General features: G+C 46.1%; 19 protein-coding genes. 8 read left to right on the top strand and 11 right to left on the bottom strand.

Annotation, left to right across the window (positions count from 1 at the left end):
• Positions 1-18: 18 nt before the first annotated feature.
• The 6 genes from A3CY_RS0101370 to A3CY_RS0101345 all read left to right on the top strand — a co-directional run bounded on the left by A3CY_RS0101370 (position 19) and on the right by A3CY_RS0101345 (position 9,214).
• Positions 19-546, top strand: a complete 528-nt coding sequence (locus tag A3CY_RS0101370; protein ID WP_018336089.1) for an RNA polymerase sigma factor — start codon at positions 19-21, stop codon at positions 544-546.
• A gap of 71 nt (positions 547-617) precedes the next feature.
• The gene (locus tag A3CY_RS0101365; RefSeq protein ID WP_018336088.1) at positions 618-1,664 is read left to right on the top strand and encodes a FecR family protein; all 1,047 of its coding nucleotides are present in this window, start codon (positions 618-620) and stop codon (positions 1,662-1,664) included.
• Positions 1,665-2,036: 372 nt separating this feature from the next.
• Positions 2,037-5,390: a SusC/RagA family TonB-linked outer membrane protein gene (locus A3CY_RS0101360; RefSeq protein WP_018336087.1), complete on the top strand. Its 3,354-nt coding sequence runs from the start codon at positions 2,037-2,039 to the stop codon at positions 5,388-5,390.
• A 12-nt stretch (positions 5,391-5,402) separates the two neighbouring features.
• Positions 5,403-6,872 carry a RagB/SusD family nutrient uptake outer membrane protein gene (locus A3CY_RS0101355; protein WP_026207185.1) on the top strand — a complete coding sequence of 490 codons (1,470 nt, stop codon included), beginning with the start codon at positions 5,403-5,405 and terminating at the stop codon, positions 6,870-6,872.
• A gap of 19 nt (positions 6,873-6,891) precedes the next feature.
• Positions 6,892-7,590, top strand: coding sequence for a DUF4843 domain-containing protein (locus A3CY_RS0101350; protein WP_018336085.1), 699 nt, complete (start codon positions 6,892-6,894; stop codon positions 7,588-7,590).
• 25 nt (positions 7,591-7,615) lie between these two features.
• Positions 7,616-9,214, top strand: coding sequence for a PKD-like family lipoprotein (locus A3CY_RS0101345; protein WP_018336084.1), 1,599 nt, complete (start codon positions 7,616-7,618; stop codon positions 9,212-9,214).
• Positions 9,215-9,568: 354 nt separating this feature from the next.
• Here A3CY_RS0101345 and A3CY_RS0101340 read toward each other — a convergent pair whose 3' ends face one another.
• The 6 genes from A3CY_RS0101340 to A3CY_RS0101315 all read right to left on the bottom strand — a co-directional run bounded on the left by A3CY_RS0101340 (position 9,569) and on the right by A3CY_RS0101315 (position 17,204).
• Positions 9,569-11,644, bottom strand: a complete 2,076-nt coding sequence (locus A3CY_RS0101340; RefSeq protein WP_018336083.1) for a cation:proton antiporter domain-containing protein — start codon at positions 11,642-11,644, stop codon at positions 9,569-9,571.
• Position 11,645: 1 nt separating this feature from the next.
• Positions 11,646-13,553 (bottom strand): dipeptidyl-peptidase 3 family protein, encoded by a 1,908-nt coding sequence (locus A3CY_RS0101335; RefSeq protein WP_018336082.1) that lies wholly within the window; start codon positions 13,551-13,553, stop codon positions 11,646-11,648.
• A 2-nt stretch (positions 13,554-13,555) separates the two neighbouring features.
• A complete protein-coding gene (locus tag A3CY_RS0101330; RefSeq protein WP_205619907.1) occupies positions 13,556-14,404 on the bottom strand; it encodes a hypothetical protein in 849 nt (282 codons plus the stop codon).
• Between the two features lie 3 nt (positions 14,405-14,407).
• On the bottom strand, positions 14,408-15,082 hold the full coding sequence (locus A3CY_RS0101325; protein ID WP_018336080.1) for a TrmH family RNA methyltransferase: 675 nt from the start codon (positions 15,080-15,082) through the stop codon (positions 14,408-14,410).
• 160 nt (positions 15,083-15,242) lie between these two features.
• Entirely contained in the window at positions 15,243-15,512 is a 270-nt protein-coding gene (locus A3CY_RS0101320) for an HU family DNA-binding protein (protein ID WP_018336079.1), read from the bottom strand.
• 147 nt (positions 15,513-15,659) lie between these two features.
• Complete coding sequence (locus A3CY_RS0101315) at positions 15,660-17,204, bottom strand: NAD(P)/FAD-dependent oxidoreductase (RefSeq protein ID WP_018336078.1); 1,545 nt, start codon at positions 17,202-17,204, stop codon at positions 15,660-15,662.
• A 246-nt stretch (positions 17,205-17,450) separates the two neighbouring features.
• On the opposite strand from A3CY_RS0101315, the gene A3CY_RS0101310 reads away from it, so the two are divergent.
• Together A3CY_RS0101310 and A3CY_RS0101305 are read left to right on the top strand one after the other, a co-directional pair.
• The gene (locus A3CY_RS0101310; RefSeq protein WP_018336076.1) at positions 17,451-18,206 is read left to right on the top strand and encodes an SDR family NAD(P)-dependent oxidoreductase; all 756 of its coding nucleotides are present in this window, start codon (positions 17,451-17,453) and stop codon (positions 18,204-18,206) included.
• 363 nt (positions 18,207-18,569) lie between these two features.
• Positions 18,570-19,475 carry an alpha/beta fold hydrolase gene (locus A3CY_RS0101305; RefSeq protein ID WP_155828153.1) on the top strand — a complete coding sequence of 302 codons (906 nt, stop codon included), beginning with the start codon at positions 18,570-18,572 and terminating at the stop codon, positions 19,473-19,475.
• Between the two features lies 1 nt (position 19,476).
• Here A3CY_RS0101305 and pbpC read toward each other — a convergent pair whose 3' ends face one another.
• The 5 genes from pbpC to A3CY_RS0101280 form a co-directional block, all read right to left on the bottom strand.
• Entirely contained in the window at positions 19,477-21,822 is a 2,346-nt protein-coding gene (gene pbpC, locus A3CY_RS0101300; RefSeq protein WP_018336074.1) for a penicillin-binding protein 1C, read from the bottom strand.
• A 43-nt stretch (positions 21,823-21,865) separates the two neighbouring features.
• On the bottom strand, positions 21,866-22,822 hold the full coding sequence (gene fmt, locus A3CY_RS0101295; protein WP_018336073.1) for a methionyl-tRNA formyltransferase: 957 nt from the start codon (positions 22,820-22,822) through the stop codon (positions 21,866-21,868).
• Positions 22,815-24,278, bottom strand: coding sequence for an LptF/LptG family permease (locus tag A3CY_RS0101290; RefSeq protein ID WP_018336072.1), 1,464 nt, complete (start codon positions 24,276-24,278; stop codon positions 22,815-22,817). Before A3CY_RS0101290 ends, fmt begins: the two co-directional genes overlap by 8 nt.
• 250 nt (positions 24,279-24,528) lie before the next feature.
• A complete protein-coding gene (locus A3CY_RS0101285; RefSeq protein ID WP_018336071.1) occupies positions 24,529-24,906 on the bottom strand; it encodes an START-like domain-containing protein in 378 nt (125 codons plus the stop codon).
• Positions 24,907-25,083: 177 nt separating this feature from the next.
• Positions 25,084-26,412 (bottom strand): YihY/virulence factor BrkB family protein, encoded by a 1,329-nt coding sequence (locus A3CY_RS0101280; RefSeq protein WP_018336070.1) that lies wholly within the window; start codon positions 26,410-26,412, stop codon positions 25,084-25,086.
• Between the last annotated feature and the right edge of the window lie 73 nt (positions 26,413-26,485).

Here is a 26,485-nt window from a genome sequence, read left to right as displayed (position 1 = left end):
ATAATCACACGAAAACAAATGGAGAAGGAACAAATCATACTACTGGAAGAACTTTTCACCCGCTATTTCAGCCACTTGGTTCTCTATTCCGGTAAGCTAGTCGGCTCGCGGGAACCGGCAGAAGATATTGTTCAAGACGTGTTTTTGCACCTGTTCGAAACGAAACGTTTAAAATACGCCACTTCTTCCTTCTTGTTTACCTGCGTGAAAAATGCATCCTTGAATTATATCAATCTCTCGAAAAAGAGAACCATTCCCCTATCCTCCACCCAAGAGGCTATCCCAGAAAAAGATATCCAGGAGGAAATCGCCCATATGCAACAATTGGAACGGCTGGATGCCGCTATCGAGTCGTTACCTGCCAAATGCAAAGAGATTTTCAAGCAGGTATATTTGCAGGGGCAACGTTATGAAGATGTCGCCTCGCAATTTGGGATATCGTACCACACCGTGAAAGCGCATATGACAACCGCTTTCCAACATCTACGAAAACATCTTTTAGTACTACTTTTCCTTCTTCGAAATGTTAAATTCGCGAGAAAGTGAAAAATAGTTGTAAAAACGACTAGGTAGATTCTGCATTATTTTTGTTATTATATAAACGATATGACAAAACCATGCCAAATGAACCAAAAAATATAGACGAAAAGATCATCCGGGATTGGGTAGAGATGAAGAAATTACAGCACCCGAAATACTGGACGAAGATGAAGGACAAGCTTGAAATTGTCATTCGTCGGAAACGTAGAATCCAGAGGATAAGCTATGCCGCTATATTCATGTTGCCTATCGTGGCGGGCGGACTTTACCTGTTACTAGATACTTCTTCGCTTTCGCCAACGGAACAAACACTGGCAAAGGTATTACCGGGAGATAAAAAAGCGATTTTATACACTTCGGACGGCAGTTCGCTGGTACTTTCCGGGGATACGCTCTCGCTGACGGAAGTAAACGGAACCCGCATTTTATCGCAAAAGAACGAGGGGATCGTCTATACCCCGCGCTCGGCGGATGACAAGATCGAGATCTACAATACACTGGTGATCCCTCCAAAGGGAGAATACAACATCACGCTCTCCGACGGGACGCAGGTATGGTTAAACTCGTCGTCCTCGTTGAAATATCCCGTGTTCTTCTCGGATACCCTCCGGAAGGTACAACTAGAAGGTGAGGCATACTTTGTCGTAAGCGAGAATAAAGAGAAGCCGTTTATCGTCGAAACAAAAGACTACTCGATCAGAGTGTTGGGGACAGCCTTCAACGTGATGGACTACAACGATGACAATTATTCCCACACGACGTTGGCAAGGGGGAAGATCGAGATTCTGCACGAGAATACCCGCCGAATACTGAACCCGGGAGAACAAGCCCTCTTGAAAGACGGGAAGATGTTGATAAAAAAGGTAGACCCGCATTATTATACCACATGGATGAACGAACGTTTCTATTTCGACAGCGAAAGCCTGGAAAACATCATGAAAAAGTTGTCCAGATGGTATGACGTGCAAGTGACATTCAGGGACGAAGAGGCAAAACAATATCATTTCGAGGGTAGCGTTCCTAAATATAGCAGTATCAAAGAAATATGCAATATCATAGAATTAACAACACACGTGAGGTTTGAATTGGAAAAGAATAATATAATCGTAAAAATAAAGGAATAACGGATGTCATGTCATTTCTGTATCCTGATATCAATCTGGAATGGCACGATAGAAAAATGAACAGTCAAAATACTTAATATCGCATCGAATGGCTGCGATAAAGGGGAGAATTATACACTTAAGTCTAACCATCTAAAAAAGAAATTTTATGTCATTAATCCAACGTTTATTCCTTGTCTAAGCGCATCCTTTCAAAATGCCCTACAAACAACAAACGTATTTCTCATTTTCAAGTGATTAGCATTTTATTACAATACCAATAAAAGAGATTACTTCTTACCTTTTTTACGATTAATAAACGTTCGTTTATTGATCGTGACCTTTTATGGTAATTAACACTTGAAACAAGTAACATAAACCACAAACAAACTTATGAAACAAAATACGAATAATCTATTAAAAAGGTATCTGTTACTCACATTTACCCTATGCCTTACCTCCCTATCCTTCGCTGGGTACGGTCAAAAACAGGACAAAATAATCAGTGTCGATTTCAAAAATGAAACACTAGCAAATGTCCTCAAAGAACTCAAGACGAAATCGGGTTACGAGTTCCTATATAATTTGGAAATTGTTAATAAAGCCCCGCGTGTCACCGTGAAAGCCGAGAATAAACCTTTCACACAAGTTTTGGCACTCTGTCTGGAAAATACAGGCTTCACGTACCAGATTGTCGACGACACGGTAGTGATAAAATTGAAGGAGGAAAAAAACACGCCCCCGCAGAATAAGGAGATCAGTGGAGTAGTGCTTGACGAAAACAATGCCCCCCTCCCCGGAACGACAATCATGATAAAAGGGACACAAGTAGGAACCGCCACAGACAAAGACGGCAAGTTCAAACTAACCCTCCCGACCACCCAGGACATCACGCTCGTTATCAGCTTCCTTGGTTTTGAAACACGAGAAGTGGAAATCACCGGTCAGAAAGAAATCAAGGTGATTCTCCAGGAGAAAAAAGAAAGCCTGGAAGATGTTGTGGTGACCGGTTACGCGAACGTGAAGAAATCCAGTTTCACGGGAACGGCTATCCGGGTGGAGAAAAAAGATTTATTGAAAGTGGCTTCCCGGAATGTCATTTCGGCACTGCAAGTCTTCGACCCTTCCCTGCGTATCATGAAAAACAACGAGATGGGATCAGACCCGAACACGGTACCCGAGTTTTACATCCGCGGACGTTCCGGCATGGGAGTCATGGAACTGGATAAAAATTCAGTGTCCAAAACAGCGTTACAGAATAACCCGAACGCCCCGTTGTTTATCATGGACGGGTACGAGGTAAAAATAGATAAAGTGTATGACTTCGACCCGAACCGGATTGCGAACATCACGATTCTGAAAGACGCCGCCGCAACGGCATTGTACGGTTCACGTGCCGCCAACGGGGTGATCGTGATCGAAACCGTAGCCCCGCAACCCGGCAAACTCCGGGTATCCTACGATTTCATGGGCGAGTTGACCGTGCCGGATATTTCGGACTACAACCTGATGAATGCGAGTGAAAAGTTGGAAGCGGAACGGTTAGCCGGATTCTACGAATCCGATTCTCCCGTGGAATTCCAAAGCCTACAAAGGGAATATGTCGAGAAAATGAATAATATCATGGCAGGCGTGAACACCGACTGGATTTCCCTTCCCCTGAGAAACCCCTTTAATCACAAGCACAGCTTGTTTATTGAGGGAGGCGCCAATGACTTCCGTTTCGGGATCACGATGCGTTACGACGAGCAGAACGGGGTAATGAAAGAATCCGGAAGAACACGGGTCGGTTCTTCTTTCATGCTGGATTACCGGGTGAAGAACTTACAATTGCGCAACGAGGTAAGTTACGACGTCACCAAGGGAACAAATTCTCCTTACGGGGATTTCAGCGAATACACCCGCCGACTGCCTTACGTGTCTTACAAAGATATCGACGGGAATTACGTGAACGACTTAAAGTGGCACATCAATGAAACCCGATTGAATCCCTATTACGAGGCTAAACTGATGAAGAATTTCAGCAATAACAATTACAGCTCGTTGACAGATAACTTGGGTGTAAACTGGTATATACAAGACGGACTTCAAATGAAAGCCCAATTCTCAATCACAAAAACAAATGAATGGGCTTCCACGTTCGTGGATCCGGAATCCGCAACCTTTAAAAGGACAGACGAAGATCTAAGCGTACAAAGGGGGACGTTGGACAAGAGTAAATCCGAAACAATAAGCTGGAATTTCAAGGCATTCGCCAATTACGTGAAAACATTGGGAAACCACAACATCAACTTCTCCGCCGGTATCGAATTGAACGAGAACAAATATAGTTATGAAAGTACCACGTTCCGGGGATTCCCGTCCGGAGAATTGAGTTCGCCCATGTACGCCGAGAAATCGGATGCCCCCACCTTCTCGGATAACCATACCCGCCTGTCCAGCGTGTACGCAGCATTAAACTATTCATTCCAGGATATTTACCTGATGGATGCCTCCTTCCGTATGGACGGTTCTTCCGAATTCGGGACAGACAATAAAACGGCTTCATTCTACGCTGTCGGCGCAGGAATCAATTTTCACAAATACGGGTTCTTGCAGGGAGTAGAGAAAATCAGCCAATTGCGATTAACCAGTACTTACGGGCAAACGGGTAAAGTAAACTTCCCCGCCTATGCAGCCAAACACACGTACAAAATTTCCGACAAATATTACGGCACGGGAAACGGGCTGACCTTGTTCTACATGGGTAACGACAAATTGACCTGGGAGAAGACCAATGAATTGAACATCCGCTTCGTACTGGGATTATGCAATGATAATATCACGGTGGAAGCAGACTGGTACAACAAGCTGACCAAAGACTTAATCACGGACGTGACGATCCCGGTATCCACGGGTTTCGAGTCCTACAAGGATAACTTGGGAGAGGTACGGAACCGGGGGTATGAAATCATCGTGCGTGCCAACGTGTACAGGACGCAGAATTGGGATGTCATCCTGTACGGTAACTTGGCACACAACAAGAACCGGATCATGAAAATCTCCGAATCGTTGAAAGCCTACAACACCCGTGTCGACGAAGAATTCGGGAAGTTTGAAGATAACAAGAAAGACCTGACTTACGCCAAACCGCTCATGAAATACGAGGAAGGCGGTTCGCTCACCTCCATATGGGGTATGAAATCACTAGGTATTAACCCGAGTGACGGGCAAGAAATATACGTGAACCGGGACGGACGAATCTCGTATGATTGGGTTTCCTCTCAACAACAAATTCTCGGGGACACGGAACCGGACGCACAAGGCAGCTTTGGGGTGAACTTACGGTACAAAAATTTCTCGTTGTTCGCTTCTTTCATGTATGAATTTGGCGCACAGGCATATAACTCTACCCTCGTGGAAAAAGTGGAATGCGTGGATTTACGTTACCAGAATGCAGACAAACGCGTGCTGACCCAACGCTGGGAATCCGCCGGACAACGTACCCCGTTGAAAGACATCAAGGACAGAAGCGAAACGACCCGCCCGACATCCAGGTTTGTGCAAGACTATAATTCACTGGATTTCACATCCCTAAGTTTAAGCTACGACTTCGAGCGGGAATTAATCAAACGCATTGGTTTGAGTATGCTCCGCCTGCAACTGCAAATGGGCGACCTGACGCATATCTCGAACGTGAAACAAGAAAGAGGTCTATCCTACCCTTTCAGCCGCACATTTAATTTCTCTTTAAATGCAACTTTCTAAATCCATGATATTATGAATAAAATAAGATACCATATCATTTTAGCCATCCTGTCCTTGTTTACCTTGAGCGGTTGCGGTAACTGGTTAGACGTTTCCCCCGAAAACCAGGTAACGGACGAGAAGTTATTTGATGATTATTCCGGCTTCCGCAATGCCTTGAACGGAATATACCGGGAACTATCGGAACAGAAACTTTACGGGCGGGAACTCTCCTGGGGACTCGTGAGCGTACTGGCACAAGATTACGACGCGAGCAGACTGAACAAAGCCTATCCGGAAGTAGCCACGTACAACTACGACCTGGCGGACACCAAGAACATGATAGACCAAGTGTGGATTCAGATGTACAATGCCATAGCAAATTGTAACAAATTGATCGACGAAATACAGAAAAAGGATGGCTCATTCTTCCCGTTGGGCGAGATAGAAAAAGACCTGATCGAGGGGGAAGCCCATGCCTTACGGGCGTTTATTCATTTCGACTTGTTGCGCCTGTTCGCCCCATCCCCCAAGGTGAATGCCGACGGAACATATTTGCCCTATTTCACGAGTTACCCGTCAAAGTACGAACCCAAGCAGAAAACGTCTGATTTCCTGCAACTCGTGATAGACGACCTGTTAAAAGCAAAGAATATGGTTGCTCATTTTGATTCGACCTACGCGGCAGAAAACGGTCTGTATTCCACCACCTGGCGATATTCCCCGCAAAGTACAAAACTGGGACGATTCTTTAATTCCCGTGGAATCCGGTTGAATTATATGGCAATTCACGGGATGCTCGCCCGGGTATACATGTACGCCGGAGATGAAACCAATGCCGAGAGAGAAGCACGTTTCGTGTTGGAACATTTTGTGGCATCGGAGGGTGGCGAAGACGCCTTACGTTTTGCCACAGCAAGTGAACTGACATCCGGCAAGGGATTGAATACCAAGTATAAATCGGAAATCATGTTTGCCCTGTATGACGATAAATTACCGGATCTATACGAGGAATTCAAGACCGAGAATAATACACGTTTTGCCTTGAAAGCCTGGACGGACTTCTTCACCGAGGATGGGGACGATTTGAGAAAGAACCTGGGAGAGTATAATTACGAAACGGGACTATACAATCTTTTGAAATGGCAAGCTTTCACGACAGAAGTTCCCGATGTTACGCCAAACTTCAATTTGATACCGGTATTACGGTTATCCGAAATGTACTACATTATCAGCGAATGCCGTTACAACGCTACCGACATGACCAACGCCCAATCATACCTGCAAAAAGTACGGGATGCTTACCAGGCAGACAACCGGGTGGTCGACATGAATCGCTACCAAAGGGAATTGATTCTGGAAATGAAAAAAGAGTACTTGACGGAAGGACAACTATTCTTCCTCTACAAGCGATTGAACATAGCCATCGAGAATGGCGGGGAAACCGTAAACGTGGGAAACAAGTTTACACTTCCCATCCCGGAAAAAGAAGACGTATTCTAAAACACCAAGGAGGATAAATATGAAAAAGATATTATTATTCAGCTTATTAGTAGGATTAGGAAGTGCTTGCAGCAGAGAAAATATACCTTTGTATGACTCACCGTATCACGTGCAATTCGTGAACGAATACACGGACTCCACGGAGATTTCGTTCTTCTTTTACGGTTCGGCACAAGAAATAAAAATAGGATTACCCGTGAAACTCATCGGGATGCCTTTGACCGAGGCAAAAGAAGTTGCCTTAAAAGCAAACACACAATACACGACGGCAGCACCCTCTCAATTTGCCCTGCCGGAGAAAGCATTGTTTAAAGCCGGACAAACCCTGGACACGCTTTACATCACGCTAAAACGGGAAGGATTGAACGAAAAAGTACGGTTAGTTGTCGACATTGAGAACGGAACAGAGATACTTAGCGGACAGAGCATATATTCCCGGCAGATCATCTGGTTCAGCACGGAAATATCCCGTCCGGCATGGTGGGATAAGGACGTGGAAGATGTCTTCTTGGGAAGATATTCCATACCGAAATTTCAAAAATTAATCGATGTCACGGGAGTCGGCGATTGGGCTGGCAAAACATATGACGAACGCCGGGCTCTCGCGCTAAAGTTTAAACGGGAATTATTACGCCTGCGTTATGCCGGCACCCCTTACCCGGATGAAGAACTGGGGTTGGACGATATGTCTTTGGATGTTCCCGTGCTAGGTTATTAATTGTTGAATAAAAAGAAAAAATAGTATGAAAAAATTAATGATATTATTTATAGCCTGGTTCATTTGGGGATTAGGCGCGTGCGTGGACGATGACGGAAATTACAATTATTTGCCGCAAGATTTGGTCACAATAGAACTACCGAGTTCCTCAGGTTCGGGAGCCTCTTGTATCGAGGGAACAGAATTTGTCTTGGAACCGAAAATCACATGGCAAAACCCGGAAGACGAACCGTATTTCACCTACACGTGGGTCGTGGACAAAGACACCATCTCGCACGATAAAGTGTTGAAATACGTGTTCCCGGAAATCAAAGACTTCTACGTGACCCTGTACTTGACGGACGAAAGAACAAACATCTCCTACACGCATGCTCATTCATTTATCCTTCGCGTGGAAACCCGTTACAAAACCGGCTTCATGGTTCTTTACAAGGACGACAACACTTCCCGCCTTGGGTTCATAAAAGTACCCGGAAGCGGGGAAGAACCGGACGGATTTGAATACTGGAACGAGAAGGAATTATACAAACAATTCCACGAAGGAGAAGATATGGGGAGCGAACCCGTGAAATTAATACAACACTTTTCTTCCGGTTACACAGCCAACGACCAAGTTTTGGTTATCCAACGCGGCGGGCAAGGTCCGTTAGAACTGGACGGGGTAACACTAAAGAAAGTCATCCTGACAAGACATGAATTTGTAAACGAAGAAATCCCCGCGGTATTCGAGCCGATAGACGTGTGCTACAACGAGAGAATAAACCTGATATTAAATAGCGACGGTAACCTGTACAACCGGATGATTACAGTTTCAGATGCATTCCAATCCAACGCGTACAGTAACGTCCCCATGAGTATTGACGTGTCTAATGGCGTTAGCGGCGGAAAGATCACCTTGTTTGCTCAGCCGGCTGGTTCCGCAATGACAAACACGATATTGGCATATGACGCTACCCCGGAACACAAACGCTTTGTTTTGGTTTCCATGGCTGGAAGGAATCGGGCGGGAATGGCTATCGTATCTTCAAGCACGGGAGAATGGCCGGACAATTACGTGCCGTTAGACAACCTGGGAGAATATGATCTAGTATACGCCTGTCCCTACAAGGACGACCTGATGACAAGCTGGGGGGATGCCTACTTCTATTTCATTCTAAAGGATGCGAGCGGTAAACATTGGATACAATCATGCAATATGCCTCCCTCATCCATAGGAAAATTAGACATAAATCCCACGAGTGACATATTAAAAGAATTCCCTAAAGGGGACCAAATCACCGCTAAAACAAAATTCTTATGCCACCGTTCCGGCGACTACCTATTCTTCTCGGGTGGCGTGAATAACGATATCCTATATTGTTATCAAGTGAACACGAATAAGACAACTGTATTCTTTAATGCAGGAACCTCCATCACGGCATTGAGTTTCAATGAAGGCTACACGATGTTCGGTTATACTGGAATCGCTATCGGTACGGCAGGCGGCAAAGTCCATTTTGTTGATGCTTCCAGAAGTTCCATCATGACGGAAGGCAATCCAACCATCTACAAGGAATTTGAAGGATATGGCGAAGTCGTCGATATCATTTACAAACACACGTCAGCCATGATGCAATACAATTAATTCGCCTAAACATAAACATTGATGAAGGGGGTATCCGAAAAGTCGGATACCCCCTTCTTTATATTACATCTCCTGATTTCATTCTGCGCCCCCAAAAAACATTAGCCGACAGTCCAAATTTTTAGTACACTGAACATACAGAGAACCCACTGTAAACCCAAAGAAGATTCACCCAAATCATACCTATCCTCCGTTGTATCTCCGTTTATGCCGTAGACATTCTATAATCTTTTATATAGAAACATAGGAGCGCAAACGCCCCCGACACGACAGTGAAAGACGATTACCTCGATTCTTCCCCGGTTCCTCTCCGGTTCTTCAGTATAAACACTCTCCTTTCAAGACTGTTTCAGATCAAACCAAATATCGATTATCCGTTTCTCCCGCCTGCATCGGGAATATCAACACGAAGCCATTCACCAGAAAATACTTGTTCAGATAATTCGGGATGCGATTCATACTAGCGTGGTACGAGATCCGTTCTCTCCGGCTCATCACCACCCACAACATATCATCGTCCTTTATTTCCCGGAAGATAATCAGGAAATCGTCCCAATCCTCAAAGGTTGTGAACTCTGCTTCTATCGGACGCTTTTTATAAATATCCTTCAAGTATCCTAAAGTGGTTTCCGTCCCGTAGAACACGACCTTGCCGCCCGTGTTCTGAATAACATTCCAGATTTTATTCACCCACATGGAGAAACCGACTTCTTTCTCCGCTTGCTCGGGAACGACCACCAAATGACGCTTCACGGTAGCAATGGGTTGCATCGGGCGATACACCAACGTCGTCACGTTGCTCTGTCCCAGAATACCCTCGGTCATATTCCCCAGAAACGAAGAAGTAGCCCGCTTTCCCTGGTGCAATCCCAACACAAGATCCGTGATGTTTTGTTCCTTTATGACGCTGATGATCGCATTCACCACGTTCAGATCGTAACGCAACAAATCGTTCAGCTTGTTATCTGTCGCGGAAGCCGTCGTTACCGCCATATTCAGCACCTTCCTCGCCTGTTTGGAAGCCTTTTCGTCCGACACCTTATTGTCGATCACGTTCAAGGCAAACAGACCGTCTTTATTTCTCTTCGACTTGATCGCCGTACTCAGGTTCACCAGTTCCGTCACGTTCCTTTCATAAGACACGGGGATCAATATACGCTCCTTGTGCTCGTCGATATCTTCCTTATCGCCGGACGAGTCCGCCATGGCAATATTATGTGCCCCCTTTTGCGCGGAGAAAGAAGCCATCGTGCAAGTAACCAATATCATCAGTATGGTACCGTTCAACACGCTCTCGTTCAACAGGCGGATAGGCTCGCCATCGGGAGTTTCTCCCAAAATCACGTTGTATCCCACCATCACCGCCGCCAATGTCGCCGCTGCCTGGGCGTTACTCAACCCGAAAATGACTCGCCGCTGATCGATCGTCAGGCGAAAAGTTTTCTGCGTCAACCACGCCGCGGCATACTTCGCCGCGGTGGCAACCACGATCATCACCGCACCCACCTTGATCGTTTCTATATTCGTGAAGAAAGCCCGGTAGTCTATCAACATTCCTACCCCCAACAAGAAAAAGGGTATAAAAATAGCGTTCCCCACGAACTCCACCCGATTCATCAAGGGAGAGGTCGACGGAATCAAGCGATTGAGCGCCATCCCGGCAAGGAAAGCCCCGATGATAGATTCCAGCCCGGCTAACTCAGCCAAATATGCCCCCAGGAACACCATGACCAGCACAAAGATATATTGCGAGATATTGTCGTCACACCGCTTGAAAAACCAACGCCCAACCAAAGGAAACACGATCATCACGAAAGCAAAGAATATAACAACCGCTGCCGCCAAACGATACCAGAACCAATCGTCCATTTTCCCGACAGCCATCTCCACGATAACCGTCAATACCAACAGTGACAACGTATCCGTAATCATGGTTCCCCCTACGGTAATCCCGACAGATTTATCCTTCGTGATTCCCAGTTTGCTGATGATCGGGTAAGCGATCAGCGTGTGGGAAGCAAACATACTTGCCAATAAAACGGATGTCAACATGGAGAAATCCAACACGTATAGTCCGACAGCCGTTCCCAATGCCATGGGTATCAGAAACGTGTACATCCCGAAAGTTAGACTCTTCCATTTATTCTTTTTAAAATCCCCCAAATCAATTTCCAAACCCGCCAAGAACATGATATACAATAACCCGGCTGTCCCGGAAAGGATGATGCTACTATCCCGCAGCACCAAATTGAACCCGTTAGGACCGATCACCGCACCCGCGATAATCAATCCCAACAAATGGGGAATTCTCAACTTGTTCAGCAACAACGGGGCTGCCAGAATAATAACCAGTATCAACAGAAATTTCAATACCGGATCAGTCAATGGCAGTGTAATATTAGCAAGTATTATTGGCAACATAAATATCATTTTACAAGTACATCTCCCCGTATTTCAACATCTGCGCCAAGAAATCCGTCGGGTACTCGACCACCACATCCGCAATCTTCCCCTCTTTCTCGACCAATTTATATTCAGGATTCACGAATCCGGCATACGGGGCAACATTCAATTTACGGTAACGCTCCAAAACTTCCTCGTGCAAGACGGGATCGATCCGGACACCATAACCCTCAATCAAATCACGGGCACCCGCGAAATCCCCTTCCGACTTCACCCGCTGGATTTCAGCCAACAGTTTCCCGAACAGCTGCCGCAATGCCGCGTAATCCCGTATCGTGAAATAAGTCTTTCCCTCCCGCACTACACGCTCGATCACGTTCGCCGCCTTTCCCCGTTCGTACACCCAGGAGGCTATCAGTTGACGGTTGCGCATATGCGACTCTTCCAGATTACTCCCTAATTTCACCCGGGTAAGTTGCACCATCAACCCATTGCGTATATAATTGCAGTATTCACTTTTTGCCACCTCCAAAGAAGGAATAACACCCAGTTCCACGAGTTTCGGGTCCATGATATAATAAAGAGCGAACAAGTCTGCCCTTGTTTCTTCTATCGTGGAATAATAATTCTTCAGAGCCTCCTGTCCCACGCCGGGAAGCATCTTGCCGGAACCGTGACCGAGGCACTCGTGCAAATCCGTGTGTACATTGCCGCCCAGATAACCGTATTCCCGCACGAGTTCCTTCTCTTCTTCCGAGAACGCGAACTCGTCCAGCACGCCGGAAGTCAAAGAAGTTTGATTGTAGGCATACGTGATATTATCCAGCGTGACGGATTTACTCCCGTAACGTTCCCGTATCCACTCGGCATTCGGGAGATTGATACCAATAGGCGTAGCCGGATGACAATCCCCGCCCAACATTGCCGCCTGTACCACGCGGGCAGTGATCCCGACAACCTCTTTCTTTTTAAAGCGTTCGTCTATCGGGGCATTTTGCTCGAACCATAAGGCATTGTCCGCCAATTTGTGCGTGCGCTTGCAAGCCTCTTCATCCATGATCTGTACCACGGACTCCCAACTTGCCTTATACGCCAGCGGATCACCATACACTTCAATAAAACCGTTTATAAAATCAATCGGAGCGGCACTCTCCTTTACCCATTCTATCGAATAGCGATCGAAAAGAGAAAGGTCTCCCGTCCGATAATATTGGATCAACAAATCGATAATCGTTTTCTGATGCTCATTGCAAGCATATTCGCCTGCCTTCTCCAGATTCTTGACAATACGGGCAAGTTCCTCGCTATACTTTCCCCCGATATGCCATACATCCTCCCGCAAATTCCCCTGTTCGTCACGCACGAGCGTGGAATTCAGTCCCCACGAAATCAATTCATCCTGTTTCTTTTTCTCTCCGTAGAAAGCCTCGACTTCCTTTTGCGTCACTCCCTCGTAATAATTATTCGCAGAAACCTGCACGAGATCTTTCCCCTCGTCCAACACCACCCGCTTTGCCATATACTCCGGATCGAAAAGCACCCGTTCCAACTCCCCATAAGCCGTTTCTTCCCCGACAGCCCGGAGAAGCGATTTAAAATACTCGGGAGTAAAACCGGGAGTAAATTTCTCCATCGAATAATGATGATGTATCCCGTTCGCAAAAAATACCTTCTTGGCATAAACCAAAAAAGCCTCAAATTCTTCGGTTTCCCGGTCGCCTTTATAATCCCGCAAGATTTTCTCCATCACCTTCCGCAAACGCAGATTATATTTGTTATTTTGATCCCAAAGGATATCCCTACCAGCCAAAGCCGCCCGGCTCAAGTAATAAACAAACATTTTCTCCCGCAACGTCAGACCGTCAAACGCGGGAACATCATAACGCAATATCTTTATATCGTCGAATTGCTCCAAAAAATACACTTTCTCGTTCATCTCTATTCTGTTTTTAATTCTTCATGCCCGGCTACTTTAAACGAATCGTTTATCCGCCGGACAACACCCCGGGCAATATCGTCACCTTTCTTATTACTTGAAACGAGCTGATAAAGTTTCAAGCCGTCGACATACATCGTGATCCGAAACTCGTATTCCGTCCCCCCCTTCACGTATGTCCCCTGCATGACGATCCCTGTCATATCGCCCATCTGCACGTATGCCTTGTCATTTTTCAAATCGAATACACCCCGCTGCCCCTTCACGTTATTCAACACTCCTTCTGCAGCCCCGTCCAAGTCAGCCTGCCCCACCTCCGGGACGTACTCCGCAAACATCAACATGATCTCTGCCCCGTAACCGTTATAAGCAAAACCATCCATTTCCTTCATCAAAGCCTTCACCTCCTCCGGCAACCTGCCTCGTATCGCATTCCCAACAGATTTCATTGCCTTGGGGGTTGCCAAAGAAACACCACCGGCATACGTCCCCATGTACCATTGTTGTTCCAGCACCGGCATATCCGTGTCCCCCACCTGAGCCTTATACGCTTTCGAGAATTCACTGATCAGAAGGACAATAAACAAAACCATCAACAAAGCCCCGATGCCCGCGGCAATGACTCCTTTTTTATTTTTCTTCCCTTCCGGTTTCGACAGGTCACCTTTCTTCACCTGTTCCTCTGTCAAACATACCTCTTTCTGAAAATCCTCGAATGTTTTCTCCGGATGGCGTGTTTTCCAATCCTTAAAATTATCTTCCAGTTTCCGGTTACATAAACCGCAAACCATCATGTATTCCGATTTTACCTCGTTGAGATGATTACAATGCTTACATTTCAAATAATACATAACCTACTGATTCTGATTAAACCGTTCCAATATCTGTTTCGACGCCTTGATTGACTTCTTATACCACGCAAACAACACGTTGTCCCGTTCCTCCCGCGACAGATGCCAATCAATATCCGTCTGCCGCAATCTCTGCACGACACTATACATCAGCAAAGCCGCACACACGCTCACGTTGTAGCTTTCCGTGAACCCGTACATGGGTACTTTCACGAATTCATCCGCCCTCGCCAGCACCTCATCCGACAGCCCGGTCAATTCCGTCCCCATGAAGAAAGCCATTTTCCCCGCGTGAAGATCCAACCGGTCAATATAGGTATCCCGCTCGTGAGGGGTGGTTGCGATGATCCGATACCCTTGGGTTCGCAACGCTTCAATTGTTTCTATCGTGTTATTTTCCTTATGTTTGTGCCGATGTATCGTCAACCATTCGGATGCCCCCATGGAAATCTCCGAATTATCATGAAAATGATTCTCTCCTTCAATAATATGCACGTTCTGAATCCCGAAACAATCGCAAGAACGCAGTACTGCGCTACAATTGTGTTCTTGATACAAATCTTCCAACACCATGGTAACATAACTTGTCCGCTCGTTTACCAATCTCTCGAATAAATCGTTCTTGTAGTCCGTCACGAACTCGCTCAAATACTCGACTTGCTCTCTAATTGAATGCATATAAACAGCTTATAGAATTTCAAGATTCATAAATTTTATAAGGTAAAAATATGAAATTTAATGAACAATACGAACTTTATCCTCCTTATGAAGATCATAAATTTTACAAATAAAAAAAGGGTGTCGTAAAAAACACCCTCCTTTTATCTTCAAATGGTAATTATAGTTGGCCTTCCAATTCAGCACCAGCTCTAAATTTCACCACTTTCTTTGCCGCAATCTGGATTGTCTTTCCAGTTTGTGGATTTCTTCCGCTTCTAGCGCTTCTCTCAGATACAGAGAAAGAACCGAAACCTACTAACGCTACTTTGTCTCCACCCTTTAAAGATTCACCAACAGTAGCAACAAAAGCCTCTAGTGCCTTTTTAGAATCTGCTTTAGTCAAACCAGCCTTTTCAGCAATTGCATCAATTAATTGAGCCTTATTCATAATCGATAGTTTTAGGATTAGAACTAATAAAATTTTCTATATGTCGACAAATGTAGGTATTTTCTTGATTAAAGCAAATTTTTTACGAAAAAAACAAAGCAAATTTATCCGCCCCTAGCTACGAAGTCGCAACATAGTCCCTTTTCATTAACAAATCACCTCTGCACACCCTTCTCCGTCCATTGCGGCGGACACAATCCCCCCCGCGTACCCGGCTCCTTCGCCACACGGGTACAACCCAGCGACTTCCGGATGAACCATACTTTCCGCCTCCCGGGGAATCCTCAATGGTGAAGAAGTCCTGCTCTCCACACCTAGCAAAACCGCCTCTTCCGTGATGAAACCTCTCGCCTTCTTCCCGAATTGTTCCAATCCCGTGCAGAGGCGCCGAGACACCACTTCCGGTAACCATTCACCGAATAAAGTAGCCCGCGCTCCCGGTTTATAAGATGTCCGGGGCAAATTCTCGCTCAAATGCCCCCGTAAGAAATGAGTTAAACGCTGTGCCGGAGCATACAAATTCTTTCCTCCTTCTTCCCATGCCATGCGCTCCAAATCCTCTTGAAACTCCATTCCGGCAAATAAACCGTTATAATTCATCCTGACCAACTCCGCCTCACCGATGGAAGTAACCATAGCGGAATTAGCCCATGCCGTGTTCCGCCCCGAAGCCGACATCCCATTCACAACCTGTTGTTCCGGTCCCGTGCACGCCGGAACGACCACCCCTCCCGGACACATACAGAAAGAATACACCCCCCGACCGTCAATATTAGTCACGAAACTGTATTCTGCGGCAGGCAGGAAATCCCCCCTTCCTCGCGGGTTATGATACTGTATGCGGTCGATCAACTCCTGCGGATGTTCCAAACGCAACCCCACGGCAAACTCTTTCGGTTGCATCAACACGGAACGGGCGTGCAGCATACGGTACACATCACGGGCTGAATGTCCCGTGGCTAGAACCACGTTATTCGCCCGGATCTCTTGATCCCCGACAATCACCCCTCTCACCCTATTCTCCTCTATGATAATATCCGTTACCCGGCTGTTAAACCGGACTTCCCCGCCATACTGCTCTATGGTCTTACGAATATTTACAATCACCCGCGACAACTTGTCCGTACCGATGTGTGGATGCGCATCTATCAATATATTCTCCGAAGCCCCGTGATGTACCAAAATTTCCAAAATACGATTCACGTTACCCCGTTTCTTGGAACGCGTGAACAACTTCCCGTCCGAGAATGTACCGGCTCCCCCCTCACCAAAACCGTAATTGGAATCCGTATCGGCGATCCCGGTTTTGTACAAACGGTTTAGATCCAGCTTCCGATCCTCCACACGCTTTCCCCTCTCCAACACGACCGGTTTCTTTCCCCGTTCAATCAACCGCAATGCAGCGAACAACCCTGCCGGACCGGCTCCCACGATAACCACGGGTTCCGCTTGCGATACATCCTTATACTGTGGCACAAATTCCCTCTCCCTCTGTTCAACCCGGTCGGTGTAGACCCCCACCTTCAACTGAATCACCACCCTGCGCTGGCGGGCATCTATCGATTTACGCAAAATCTCCGTGTGCACAATGCGCTCTTTCTCCACGTGCAATCTCCTTGCCAACAAATCATTGACAATATCCTTATCATGTGCCTCCTCCGGCGTTATTCTCAATTCTATCTCTTGATACATAATTTCAAATGGCTTCGCCATGTTACAAGTTACAATGTTACACGTTACAAGTTCAAATTAGCAAGAAACAAACTTGCAACCTGTAACCTGCCAAACTATAACTTTTAAATTTCAACTTGAAATTAAAAAACTAAAACCCAAAAGTAAGAAAAATTCCAAGACCGGACTCATTTTTATATTTCCAAATTTTCAAATGATTCAATTAACCCCTACCTTCGCACAACAGATTTTTAAATAAATATACATATGAGCAAGATAGCATTAATCACAGGAGCTACTTCCGGTATCGGAAAAGCAACAGCCCACAAATTGGCTGAAATCGGATATGACATCATCATCACCGGACGCCGGGGTGACCGTTTAACGGCTTTTGAAAAAGAATTGAAAACAAAAGGCATAAATGTACTGGCTCTCCAATTCGATGTTCGTAACCAACAAGAAGTACACAACGCTATTTCCAACATTCCGGACGCATGGAAAAATATTGATGTTCTCGTGAATAATGCCGGTCTTGCCGTGGGAACCTCCCCGATACAGGATGGGGTACTGGATGATTGGGAACGCATGATCGATACAAACGTGAAAGGCTTACTTTACATCACGCACGAAGTAGCCCCCTTGATGATAAAGAACAACAGAGGACACATCGTGAACATCGCTTCCGTGGCAGGCAAGGAAGTCTATCCCGGCGGTAACGTGTACTGCGCCACCAAACACGCCGTTGATGCACTTTCCAAGGCAATGCGGATCGATATGTTGAAACATAACATCAAAGTAACCAACATTGCCCCCGGTATGGTAGAAACCGAATTCTCCGTGGTTCGTTATAAAGGTGACCAACAAGCCGCCGACAATGTTTACAAGGGCATTACCCCGCTTACCGGAGAAGACATCGCCGACACCATCGTCTTTGCCGTTACCCGCCCCGCTCACATCTGCTTGAACGACATCCAAATCATGCCGACAGCACAAGCGAGCTCCAGGGATGTAAACAGACAATAAAAGTTTCGTGATTTAATGCTTCGGGAAGCATTAAATCACGAAATCACCGAGTCATTCACTTTAAACTCTAAACTCCCTTCTGGAGAAGTTAGAGGGGGTGGATATAAATCTGCCTCCTAGATATTTTTTTACAATTATATCACCATGAAAAAATCGTTCTTACTAATTCCCATATTTTGTATTTCATCCTTCATTTGCTCGGCACAAATAATAAAGATCAAATTATCGGACGGAGATACACTAACCGGTAAACTATTCCTACCCACGCAGGATGAAATAAAAGAACTTATTATATTGATTCCCGGCACAGGTCCGAACACCTATATGAATCATAGGAAATTCGGGAACTATGATTTCAATTACGTGGACTTATTCGCAGAACAATTCAATAAAAGAGGTATTGCATTGTTTACCTATAACCGGAGAGGGGTCGATCTTGGAGAAGATGCTCCTTATTTCGATAAAATTGACAGGGAGAAATACAAAAAATACCTGCCCGTCACCGAGGCTATTGATATCGAAACCGTTATCAAGAAACTCAAGAAAAACAAACAATTAAAAAAAGCCCCCATCATCCTGTATGGAATCAGTGAAGGTACAATGATTGCCAGTATTGTTGCCGACCGTCAAAAAGTAAACATTAACGGATTATTCCTGCAAGGTTATGCGCATGATAATTTAAGCGATATTATAAAATGGCAATTTTCAGGAGCTAGTTCTATCGTAAATCTCAAAAGCTTCTTCGACAAGAATAACGATAATATTTTTACCCGGGAAGAATACACGGATACAAGTAAAATTGCGACATACGGGAGACAACAAATTTTACGGAACGCAAGATTCGATGATCTTGATCTCGATAAAGACGGAGTTATCTCACAGAAAGACTTTGGTTTATTGAACCATACAACTTATGAAAAACTCCTTAGCGCCATAACAAATAATGATGACGAATACATATGGAATAATTATTTCAGAGTAACCTCCGCTTGGCTGAAAGAACACTTTGCACTAGAAACCAATAAAACCAGATTACCGCGTCTAAACATCCCTATTTACATCTTTCACGGAGACTCGGATGCCAATACTCCTGTCGAAAAAGTATATGAAATCAAAAATGAATTTGAACGCCTTCATAAAGAAAATCTCCATGTATTCATATTTAAAGGACATAACCACGATCTAAATTATATGAATTACATTTATTACAAACAAATTCCTGAAGGACTACAAAAGATATTCGATACAGCAGAAACATTAAAGAAATAATCTATTTCCAATCCTCGCTTCCATCCACCACCACAAACCCCTGTCGCAGCGTATTTCCTTTGGCATCCACGAGGTGCAACACGTGTCGTCCCGGAGATACATTGACTTCCAGTTGATGGTGATAACGGGTCGTTCCCCAAAATTGATCGTCAATATGCCAGTACACCAGCGTCGAAGGCTCCCGATGAGCCATCTCGAAGACCACGCCCCTCACGACACCTCCCAAATCTTTGGGAATAAACACCCTTAGTCCCCGTTGCGGGTAGATCATCTCCATCACGTCATCCTGTCCCCGCTGGCAATCCGCACGATAGGGCGGCAATTTCTTGTAATCCGCGTGTGTACGGGCATAATACCACTCCTGCACGGGCGACAACACGAACCAAGGCTCTATTTTCATCCGGTTGACAGACTCGCATTCCGAATCGACACGGAACTTTCCCGCCAAATCCAGATTCACCAACCGATGATAAGGACAGACAGCCGTCTTCTCCCCGGCACGGGCAATCCACACGGTATCCCTCTCCGGGCATATATCGGAAGCCCGATAACCGCTCTTGCGGCATACCGCCGTTTCAACCAATTCCTCACGGGGCATAAAAAAATGTTCGTTCGTTCGCAATAAAGAAGCCACTTCAAACAAGATAGGAGCGGCAGCCCTCACCCCGATCAAACCGGGTCGTCCTTCACCGTCCGCATTGCCAACCCACACTCCTACCACATATTCTGGGTTCACCCCGACAGCCCAAGCATCCCGGAACCCGAAACTCGTTCCCGTCTTCCACGACAAATTCATGGATGATGCAAAATTCTTCCACCCGGACTCCAGATCCGGTCGTTCCACATCCCGCAAGGCTTTAAAAGTTAACCATACCGCCGAAGCTGTCACCACATTCTGTCGTATCTCCATACTATCCGCCCGCTCATCGCCCCACACTCGCAAACGCCGGAACTCATGGTCGAAACTAGCCCCGTCGCATTCCGAGTAATGCCTCAATATTGAAGCCATTCCCCCGTACATATTACACACGTCCCACAGCTTGCATTCCGCCCCTCCCAGGATAAGACTCAACCCGTAATTTTCCGCCCTCCGGTTCAGCGTGGTAATCCCCATCTTCTTCAAATCGTCGTAAAAATGCTCCACCCCGTATTCCCGCAGCAAACGAACAAACGGGATATTCAAAGACATGGACAGAGCTTTAGCGGCAGGCACCACTCCTTGAAACTCCTTGTTAAAATTAGAAGGCGTGTACCCGCCAAAACGAGAAGGCACATCCGACACGATACTCCCCGGCAAGATATACCCCGATTGCTGCATCAATGCGTACAAAGCCGGCTTCAAAATACTACCGGAACTACGGTTGGAAGTTATAATATCTACTTGATTTCCTCCATTCTCCCGTACTTTAGGGCTATTCCCCACGTAAGCCCTCACCTCCCCAGTCGGGATATGCGCCACCAGCACTGCGGCATTATAGATATGATTATGTTTCAGCACGTCGATATGCCTCGCCACAATCTCGTTCACCCTCTCTTGTAACCGGGCATCAATAAAGGTCGGATTAATTTGTCCCCTCCGCTGCTTGTAGGCTTTCGCCAATAGATGCGGTGCGATACATTCCGGGCTGTATATCCGTTCGGGCAATGGTTCTGCCGTGGCAACCGCCAGATCATCTTCTCCAAAATACCCTGTTTCACTAAGTTCCCGCAACAGCTTGTCCCTTTTCGCCTTCAATTCCGGCATATTCTTTCCCGGGTACATCAAAGCCGGAGCGTTCGGCAATACCGCAAGGAGAGCCGCTTCCGCCCAACTCAACTCGTCTGGCTGACGGTTAAAATACTTGAGTGCCGCCGCCTGTATACCCACGATATTTCCCCCGAAAGGAGCGTGATCCACGTACATATTCAGAATCTCCCACTTGTTGAAACTCTGTTCCAACCGCAACGCCAGGAACATTTCCAGTATTTTCTCCGGGATCGTCCGGGGCGGATTCTCCCGTGACAACCGCACCACCTGCATAGTCAGCGTGCTTCCCCCGCTTACCACCGAACCACTTCGCACGTTCAGAAACAAGGCTCTGGCTATAGCCCAAGGATCGACACCCTCGTGCGCCCAAAAGCGCTTATCCTCGAAACAAAGCAAAGCCGCCACGTACTTCGCTGACAAATGTCCCCGACCGGACACCCGAAACTGCCCGTCCTCGGCAACCGTCATTCCCATGATCTCATCATCCCGGTCAAGAATTACCGTGGAATAAGGTACACGAAACAAGGGGTCGGGTAAGAAAAACCACCAACCGACAAGCAAGGCAAGTAACATACTCCCCCCGATCCATCTTCTCAGCATCGGTTTTCGTATCTTATCTCGCCCGATATGCATATGCGAAATATTATAAGGAATATTCTTCGATATGGAATCCTCGCAGGAACTCTTCTACCCTCATCCGTTTCTTTCCGGACAATTGCAATTCTTTAATCCGGATCACACCGCCTTTCACGTGAACATCCAATACCTTCTTCCCGTCGGAAACCAGCCTCACCTTCCCGTCACTTTCTCCCGGCATTCGCTCGACAGCGAACAGCTTCATGGAAACACACTCTCCCGTTCCCTTATGTTTCAATTCCGTCCAAGCCGTCGGGAAAGGCGCCAAGCCCCGAATATGATTGTACACCGTATCCAAATCCCGGAGCCAGTCGACCTTCATGTCCTCCTTGAAAATCTTCGGGGCGTGCTTCGGTTCACGTCCTGCCAGCAAACCGACCTGCTCCTGCAAGGGATAATCCCCCGCTGCCATCGCCTCCACCGTCTTCACCAACAAATCAGCCCCGGCACACATCAATTGATCGTGCAACTCTCCGGCTGTCATCGTGTCGCTAATATCCACCCGTTGTTGGAATATCAGATTTCCCGTGTCTATCTCGTGTTTCAAAAGAAAAGTCGTCACCCCGCTGTATTGCTCCCCATTCATCACCGCCCAATTAATTGGCGCTGCACCCCGGTAATCGGGCAATAAAGAAGCGTGCAAATTGACCGTACCTAACGGTGGCATATTCCACACCACCTCCGGCAACATCTTGAACGCCACCACCAACTGCAAGTCCGCCTCCAACGCCTTCAACTCCGCCAGAAACTGTTCGTCACGAAAACGCTCCGGTTGCAACACTGGCAATCCCCGTTCCACGGCAAACTTCTTCACCGCCGATTCCTGCAACTTCTGTCCCCGTCCCGCGGGTTTATCCGGGTTCGTCACTACCGCCACGATATTTTGCCCGGCTTCCAATAACTTTTGCAAAGGATACACCGCAAAATCCGGCGTTCCCATATACACGATTCTCAACTTACGCATCCTTTTTTTTCTTTTTAAAGAACCCGATAATTTTCTTGATAAAATTCATGTAAGACTCGCTGCTCATCACGGCAGAATCCGTCATTGCCGTGTAAGTCAATATCGCCCCCAACGGCAAAAGCACCACAGATGAAATCCACATTCCCTGCCACGGCTCCAATGCTCCCTCGCGGGCAGCCCGTTCTCCCATCATCCATATAATGTAATACATGATAAACAAGAATATCGACACCACCACGGGTGCTCCCAATCCTCCTTTCCGGATAATCCCCCCAAGAGGCGCTCCGATAAAGAAAAAGATAAAACAAGCAAATGAAAGCGTGAACTTCCGGTGCCACTCTATATTATACCTGCGGATACCAGCTTCGTCCCGGTTATACACTTGCACGTTATACCGCAAATTCTCTTGTGCCCCTTTTGCCAGTTTCACGGCTTCATCCACGGCTTTTTTCTGTTCCTCTATATCAAAATGCTGGTACAAACTATCCAAATCCTTCACCTGTTCACCCGTTTCCTCCCGGAACACGCTATCCCTCTGTGGACTCCGATTCTTCTTCACCATATAATTATCATTCCGCATCCTGTCAAGAGTACCTTGTTTCTGAATATTCAATCGTTTCTGTAAAGAATCGACAGCCGTCTCCAACTGCACAATATTCAGCATCCCGTAACTATCCTTGAACAAATCATCATCGGAACGTTGCAGTTCGTTCCCCGCCAGCGGGATCACAAAGAACTGCTTATCAAACTTCACCCTCCGGAAAGGATACGTTTCCTTGTTTCCCGACTTTCCCCCCTCATCCGTGTAAGTATACCCGTTATACAACTGCACTTCCATAAAATTGCCGGATGCGTTGGCTTTCATGATGCCGGAATCCGCGATAGTCGTTTCAAAATTACCCCTACGCCCGTTTTTCGGATGGCTATATATCAACATATTATACATCATCCCATCCTTCTTGTCTATCTTGTCCACTTTGATACTATACCCCTCTATGTCATTAATAAACATCCCCTCTTTCAACGACAATTCCGGTTTTTGCTTTTTAATATCATAAAGTAAAGTACTCGCTTTCAAGTTCGCATAAGGAAGCACGTTATTAGAAAAGAAAAAAGCACCGATCGTGAACACGATAATTAAAACGATGAGCGGCTGCATAATACGGTAAAGGGAAATACCTGCCGCCTTCAACGCTGTCAACTCGTAATTTTCCCCCAAACTCCCGAAAGTCATGATTGAAGCCAAAAGCACCGCCAAAGGCAACCCCATCGGTACCAAAGTCAACGACACGTATGACAATAACTGAATAATCACGTCCGCATCCAATCCCTTTCCCACGAGATCATCTATATATCGCCACAGGAATTGCATAATCAGGACGAACATACTAATAAAAAACGTCGCCACGAAAGGACCGACAAAGCTTTTCAGCATGTACAGGTGTAGCTTCTTCATCTTTAGCACCTTATATTGGTTTTCTTATTTTTCTATCTAACTCTTCACGAATGAATTTACAAAGATAAAAAAATTCTACCGAAAATTGTCCATAAAGTCCGTAAAGTCTATAAAGTCTGTAAGGTCAATAGACCCTGCGGGCGCTTTGTCCACGGCAACAAAGTTGCCGACAAGTGTGTCCGAAAGACAATTGTGACTTTACGGACTTTACAGACCTTATGGACTTTACAGACTCAACGTGCTTCGCGCATCACCCTCCTACCGTCCGATGAAGCATCTCGATTTGTTTATTCCACAACTCGATCTCGTCACCCTCCTCGTCACTATCCACGAAGTCAGTGATAATTAAAGCCACTTCTTCCGTCAAAGGTTCCACGTGCAGAGAAAACTCTAAAAATTCATCTTCATCGTCCGCATCCAACCACTTAAAACGTACAAACGAATTTTTCTTCATAGCCACAAGCTCGGCTTGCTCATCAACACCATCCCACCCGAAGGTGAAAATATTCCCATCATGTTTCACATCATCGGAAAACCACTCCGCTAGACCCGGCGCGGTACTTAGACGAGAGAACAATATACTTACCGACGATGAGAAAATGTACTCTAAATCGATTCTTTTCCTCATACTGCATTCAATTTGTTCGACAATATATAAAAGTTTTACGGAATATGCAAAAAAATGCTACATTCCGCCCCGGCTTTTTAATCAAAAAAATCAATTATACCTACGGCTCTGTACGTTACAGACTCATATTTTTCGATTGCACACGTCCATCGTACACGAGCACACGTCCCAAACGAATCAAACCAAGGTATCCCCGGCAAAACCTTTTTGAATGGCTTCCGCGAATTGCTTTTTCCACATCTCGTTCCGGCTCTCGTGAACCCGTGAAAAACGTATAATAATATCCCCGACAGACATGGCGTGCAAATCAAAAGCCGGGTAATAAAAATAATCCTCATCTTCCTTTGCCTCCACCAAAAGATGCAAATCCACCAGCTCCTGAAGCACCAAACGAAGCTTCCCGGTGTTGATCTTCAATTCCTTGTTAATCATCCCGAGGCTGGGACCTCCCTCCCCGTTAATGTACACCCGTGCCACGTATTTCATAATCTTCAAGGCACATTCCAGCGTTTCCATCCATGCCTCGTCCCCCAGCAACTCATTCCTATACATGAAATGGCGGTTTCGAAATATATAGCACAACTCCGTCCCCCACAACACGACACTCCAACTCAACTGCAACCACACCAGCAACAAGGGCAACGCCGCCAAACTACCGTAAATCGTGTTGTAAGAACTTACCCCAATTTGGAAACGGATGTAAAACCATTGTATCACTTGATAAGCCGTGCCCGCGATCATCGCCGCCACGAAAGCGTGCTTGAACTTCACCGGGGTAGCCGGCATAAACATATACAGGAAAATAAACAGCATCCACACCAGCAAGTAAGGCAGCAACTTGATAAACATCGTCAAAAAAGAACTGATTAACGGGAAGTTCTCCTGCCAATAAGAGGAAGTCATGAAAACGTTCACGCTACTTATCAAGATCATCAAGATCGGGGCGATAAAAATAATCGAGAAATAATCCGTGAACATCCGCCTCAGGTTCCGTCCCTTGCGCACCCCCCAGATGCGGTTCATCGTCATTTCCGTGCTATTCAGCACCCGAATGACCGCCCAAAGCAAAATCACGATACCGACTCCCGTCACTACCCCGCCTTTAGCGTTCTTGATAGCCCCGTTCACATATCCCAGCAACTGATGGGCAAACTCTTGGTTGTCACCCAAACGCTGCAAAAACTCGTTTTCAAGAGATTTGTCCGCCCCAAATCCCGTGGCAATAGCGAATGCCAACGCCATCAAGGGAATAAACGCCAACACAGAATAAAACGTGAGGGCGGAAGCCGAGATCGTGCAGGCGTCTTTTATAAAACGATTGAACGAAACGACTAGAATAGACAGGGCTTTCTGCAAAAACTCCGTGATAATGAAACGATTCCCGTAATCCCGGCGCAACACCATGTAATGGTAATCCAAATCTAACAGACAATCTGCCCGGCGTACAATTTCCAGTCGATACCGCCGGAATAACTCTATACCCTTGTGTTCCTTGAATACATTCATAATTTCACGTTCAAACCTCAAAGATAAGAAAAAGGCTTGTTCAAGACAAGCCTTTTTAGTTTATAAAGTCCGT

This window comes from Butyricimonas synergistica DSM 23225 (assembly GCF_000379665.1).
GTDB classification, from domain to species: Bacteria; Bacteroidota; Bacteroidia; order Bacteroidales; family Marinifilaceae; genus Butyricimonas; species Butyricimonas synergistica.
This window is presented reverse-complemented; position numbering and strand designations above follow the sequence as displayed.

What these genes read in the sequence shown, in the direction of transcription:
- A3CY_RS0101285 (WP_018336071.1), bottom strand. Translation starts at nt 24,906, where the DNA reads ATGAGGAAAAGAATCGATTTAGAGTACATTTTCTCATCGTCGGTAAGT.
- A3CY_RS0101340 (WP_018336083.1), bottom strand. Translation starts at nt 11,644, where the DNA reads ATGATATTTATGTTGCCAATAATACTTGCTAATATTACACTGCCATTG.
- A3CY_RS0101290 (WP_018336072.1), bottom strand. Translation starts at nt 24,278, where the DNA reads ATGAAGAAGCTACACCTGTACATGCTGAAAAGCTTTGTCGGTCCTTTC.
- A3CY_RS0101280 (WP_018336070.1), bottom strand. Translation starts at nt 26,412, where the DNA reads ATGAATGTATTCAAGGAACACAAGGGTATAGAGTTATTCCGGCGGTAT.
- A3CY_RS0101355 (WP_026207185.1), top strand. Translation starts at nt 5,403, where the DNA reads ATGAATAAAATAAGATACCATATCATTTTAGCCATCCTGTCCTTGTTT.
- A3CY_RS0101360 (WP_018336087.1), top strand. Translation starts at nt 2,037, where the DNA reads ATGAAACAAAATACGAATAATCTATTAAAAAGGTATCTGTTACTCACA.
- fmt (WP_018336073.1), bottom strand. Translation starts at nt 22,822, where the DNA reads ATGCGTAAGTTGAGAATCGTGTATATGGGAACGCCGGATTTTGCGGTG.
- A3CY_RS0101335 (WP_018336082.1), bottom strand. Translation starts at nt 13,553, where the DNA reads ATGAACGAGAAAGTGTATTTTTTGGAGCAATTCGACGATATAAAGATA.
- pbpC (WP_018336074.1), bottom strand. Translation starts at nt 21,822, where the DNA reads ATGCTGAGAAGATGGATCGGGGGGAGTATGTTACTTGCCTTGCTTGTC.
- A3CY_RS0101320 (WP_018336079.1), bottom strand. Translation starts at nt 15,512, where the DNA reads ATGAATAAGGCTCAATTAATTGATGCAATTGCTGAAAAGGCTGGTTTG.
- A3CY_RS0101370 (WP_018336089.1), top strand. Translation starts at nt 19, where the DNA reads ATGGAGAAGGAACAAATCATACTACTGGAAGAACTTTTCACCCGCTAT.
- A3CY_RS0101310 (WP_018336076.1), top strand. Translation starts at nt 17,451, where the DNA reads ATGAGCAAGATAGCATTAATCACAGGAGCTACTTCCGGTATCGGAAAA.
- A3CY_RS0101315 (WP_018336078.1), bottom strand. Translation starts at nt 17,204, where the DNA reads ATGTATCAAGAGATAGAATTGAGAATAACGCCGGAGGAGGCACATGAT.
- A3CY_RS0101350 (WP_018336085.1), top strand. Translation starts at nt 6,892, where the DNA reads ATGAAAAAGATATTATTATTCAGCTTATTAGTAGGATTAGGAAGTGCT.
- A3CY_RS0101325 (WP_018336080.1), bottom strand. Translation starts at nt 15,082, where the DNA reads ATGCATTCAATTAGAGAGCAAGTCGAGTATTTGAGCGAGTTCGTGACG.
- A3CY_RS0101345 (WP_018336084.1), top strand. Translation starts at nt 7,616, where the DNA reads ATGAAAAAATTAATGATATTATTTATAGCCTGGTTCATTTGGGGATTA.
- A3CY_RS0101330 (WP_205619907.1), bottom strand. Translation starts at nt 14,404, where the DNA reads ATGTATTATTTGAAATGTAAGCATTGTAATCATCTCAACGAGGTAAAA.
- A3CY_RS0101365 (WP_018336088.1), top strand. Translation starts at nt 618, where the DNA reads ATGCCAAATGAACCAAAAAATATAGACGAAAAGATCATCCGGGATTGG.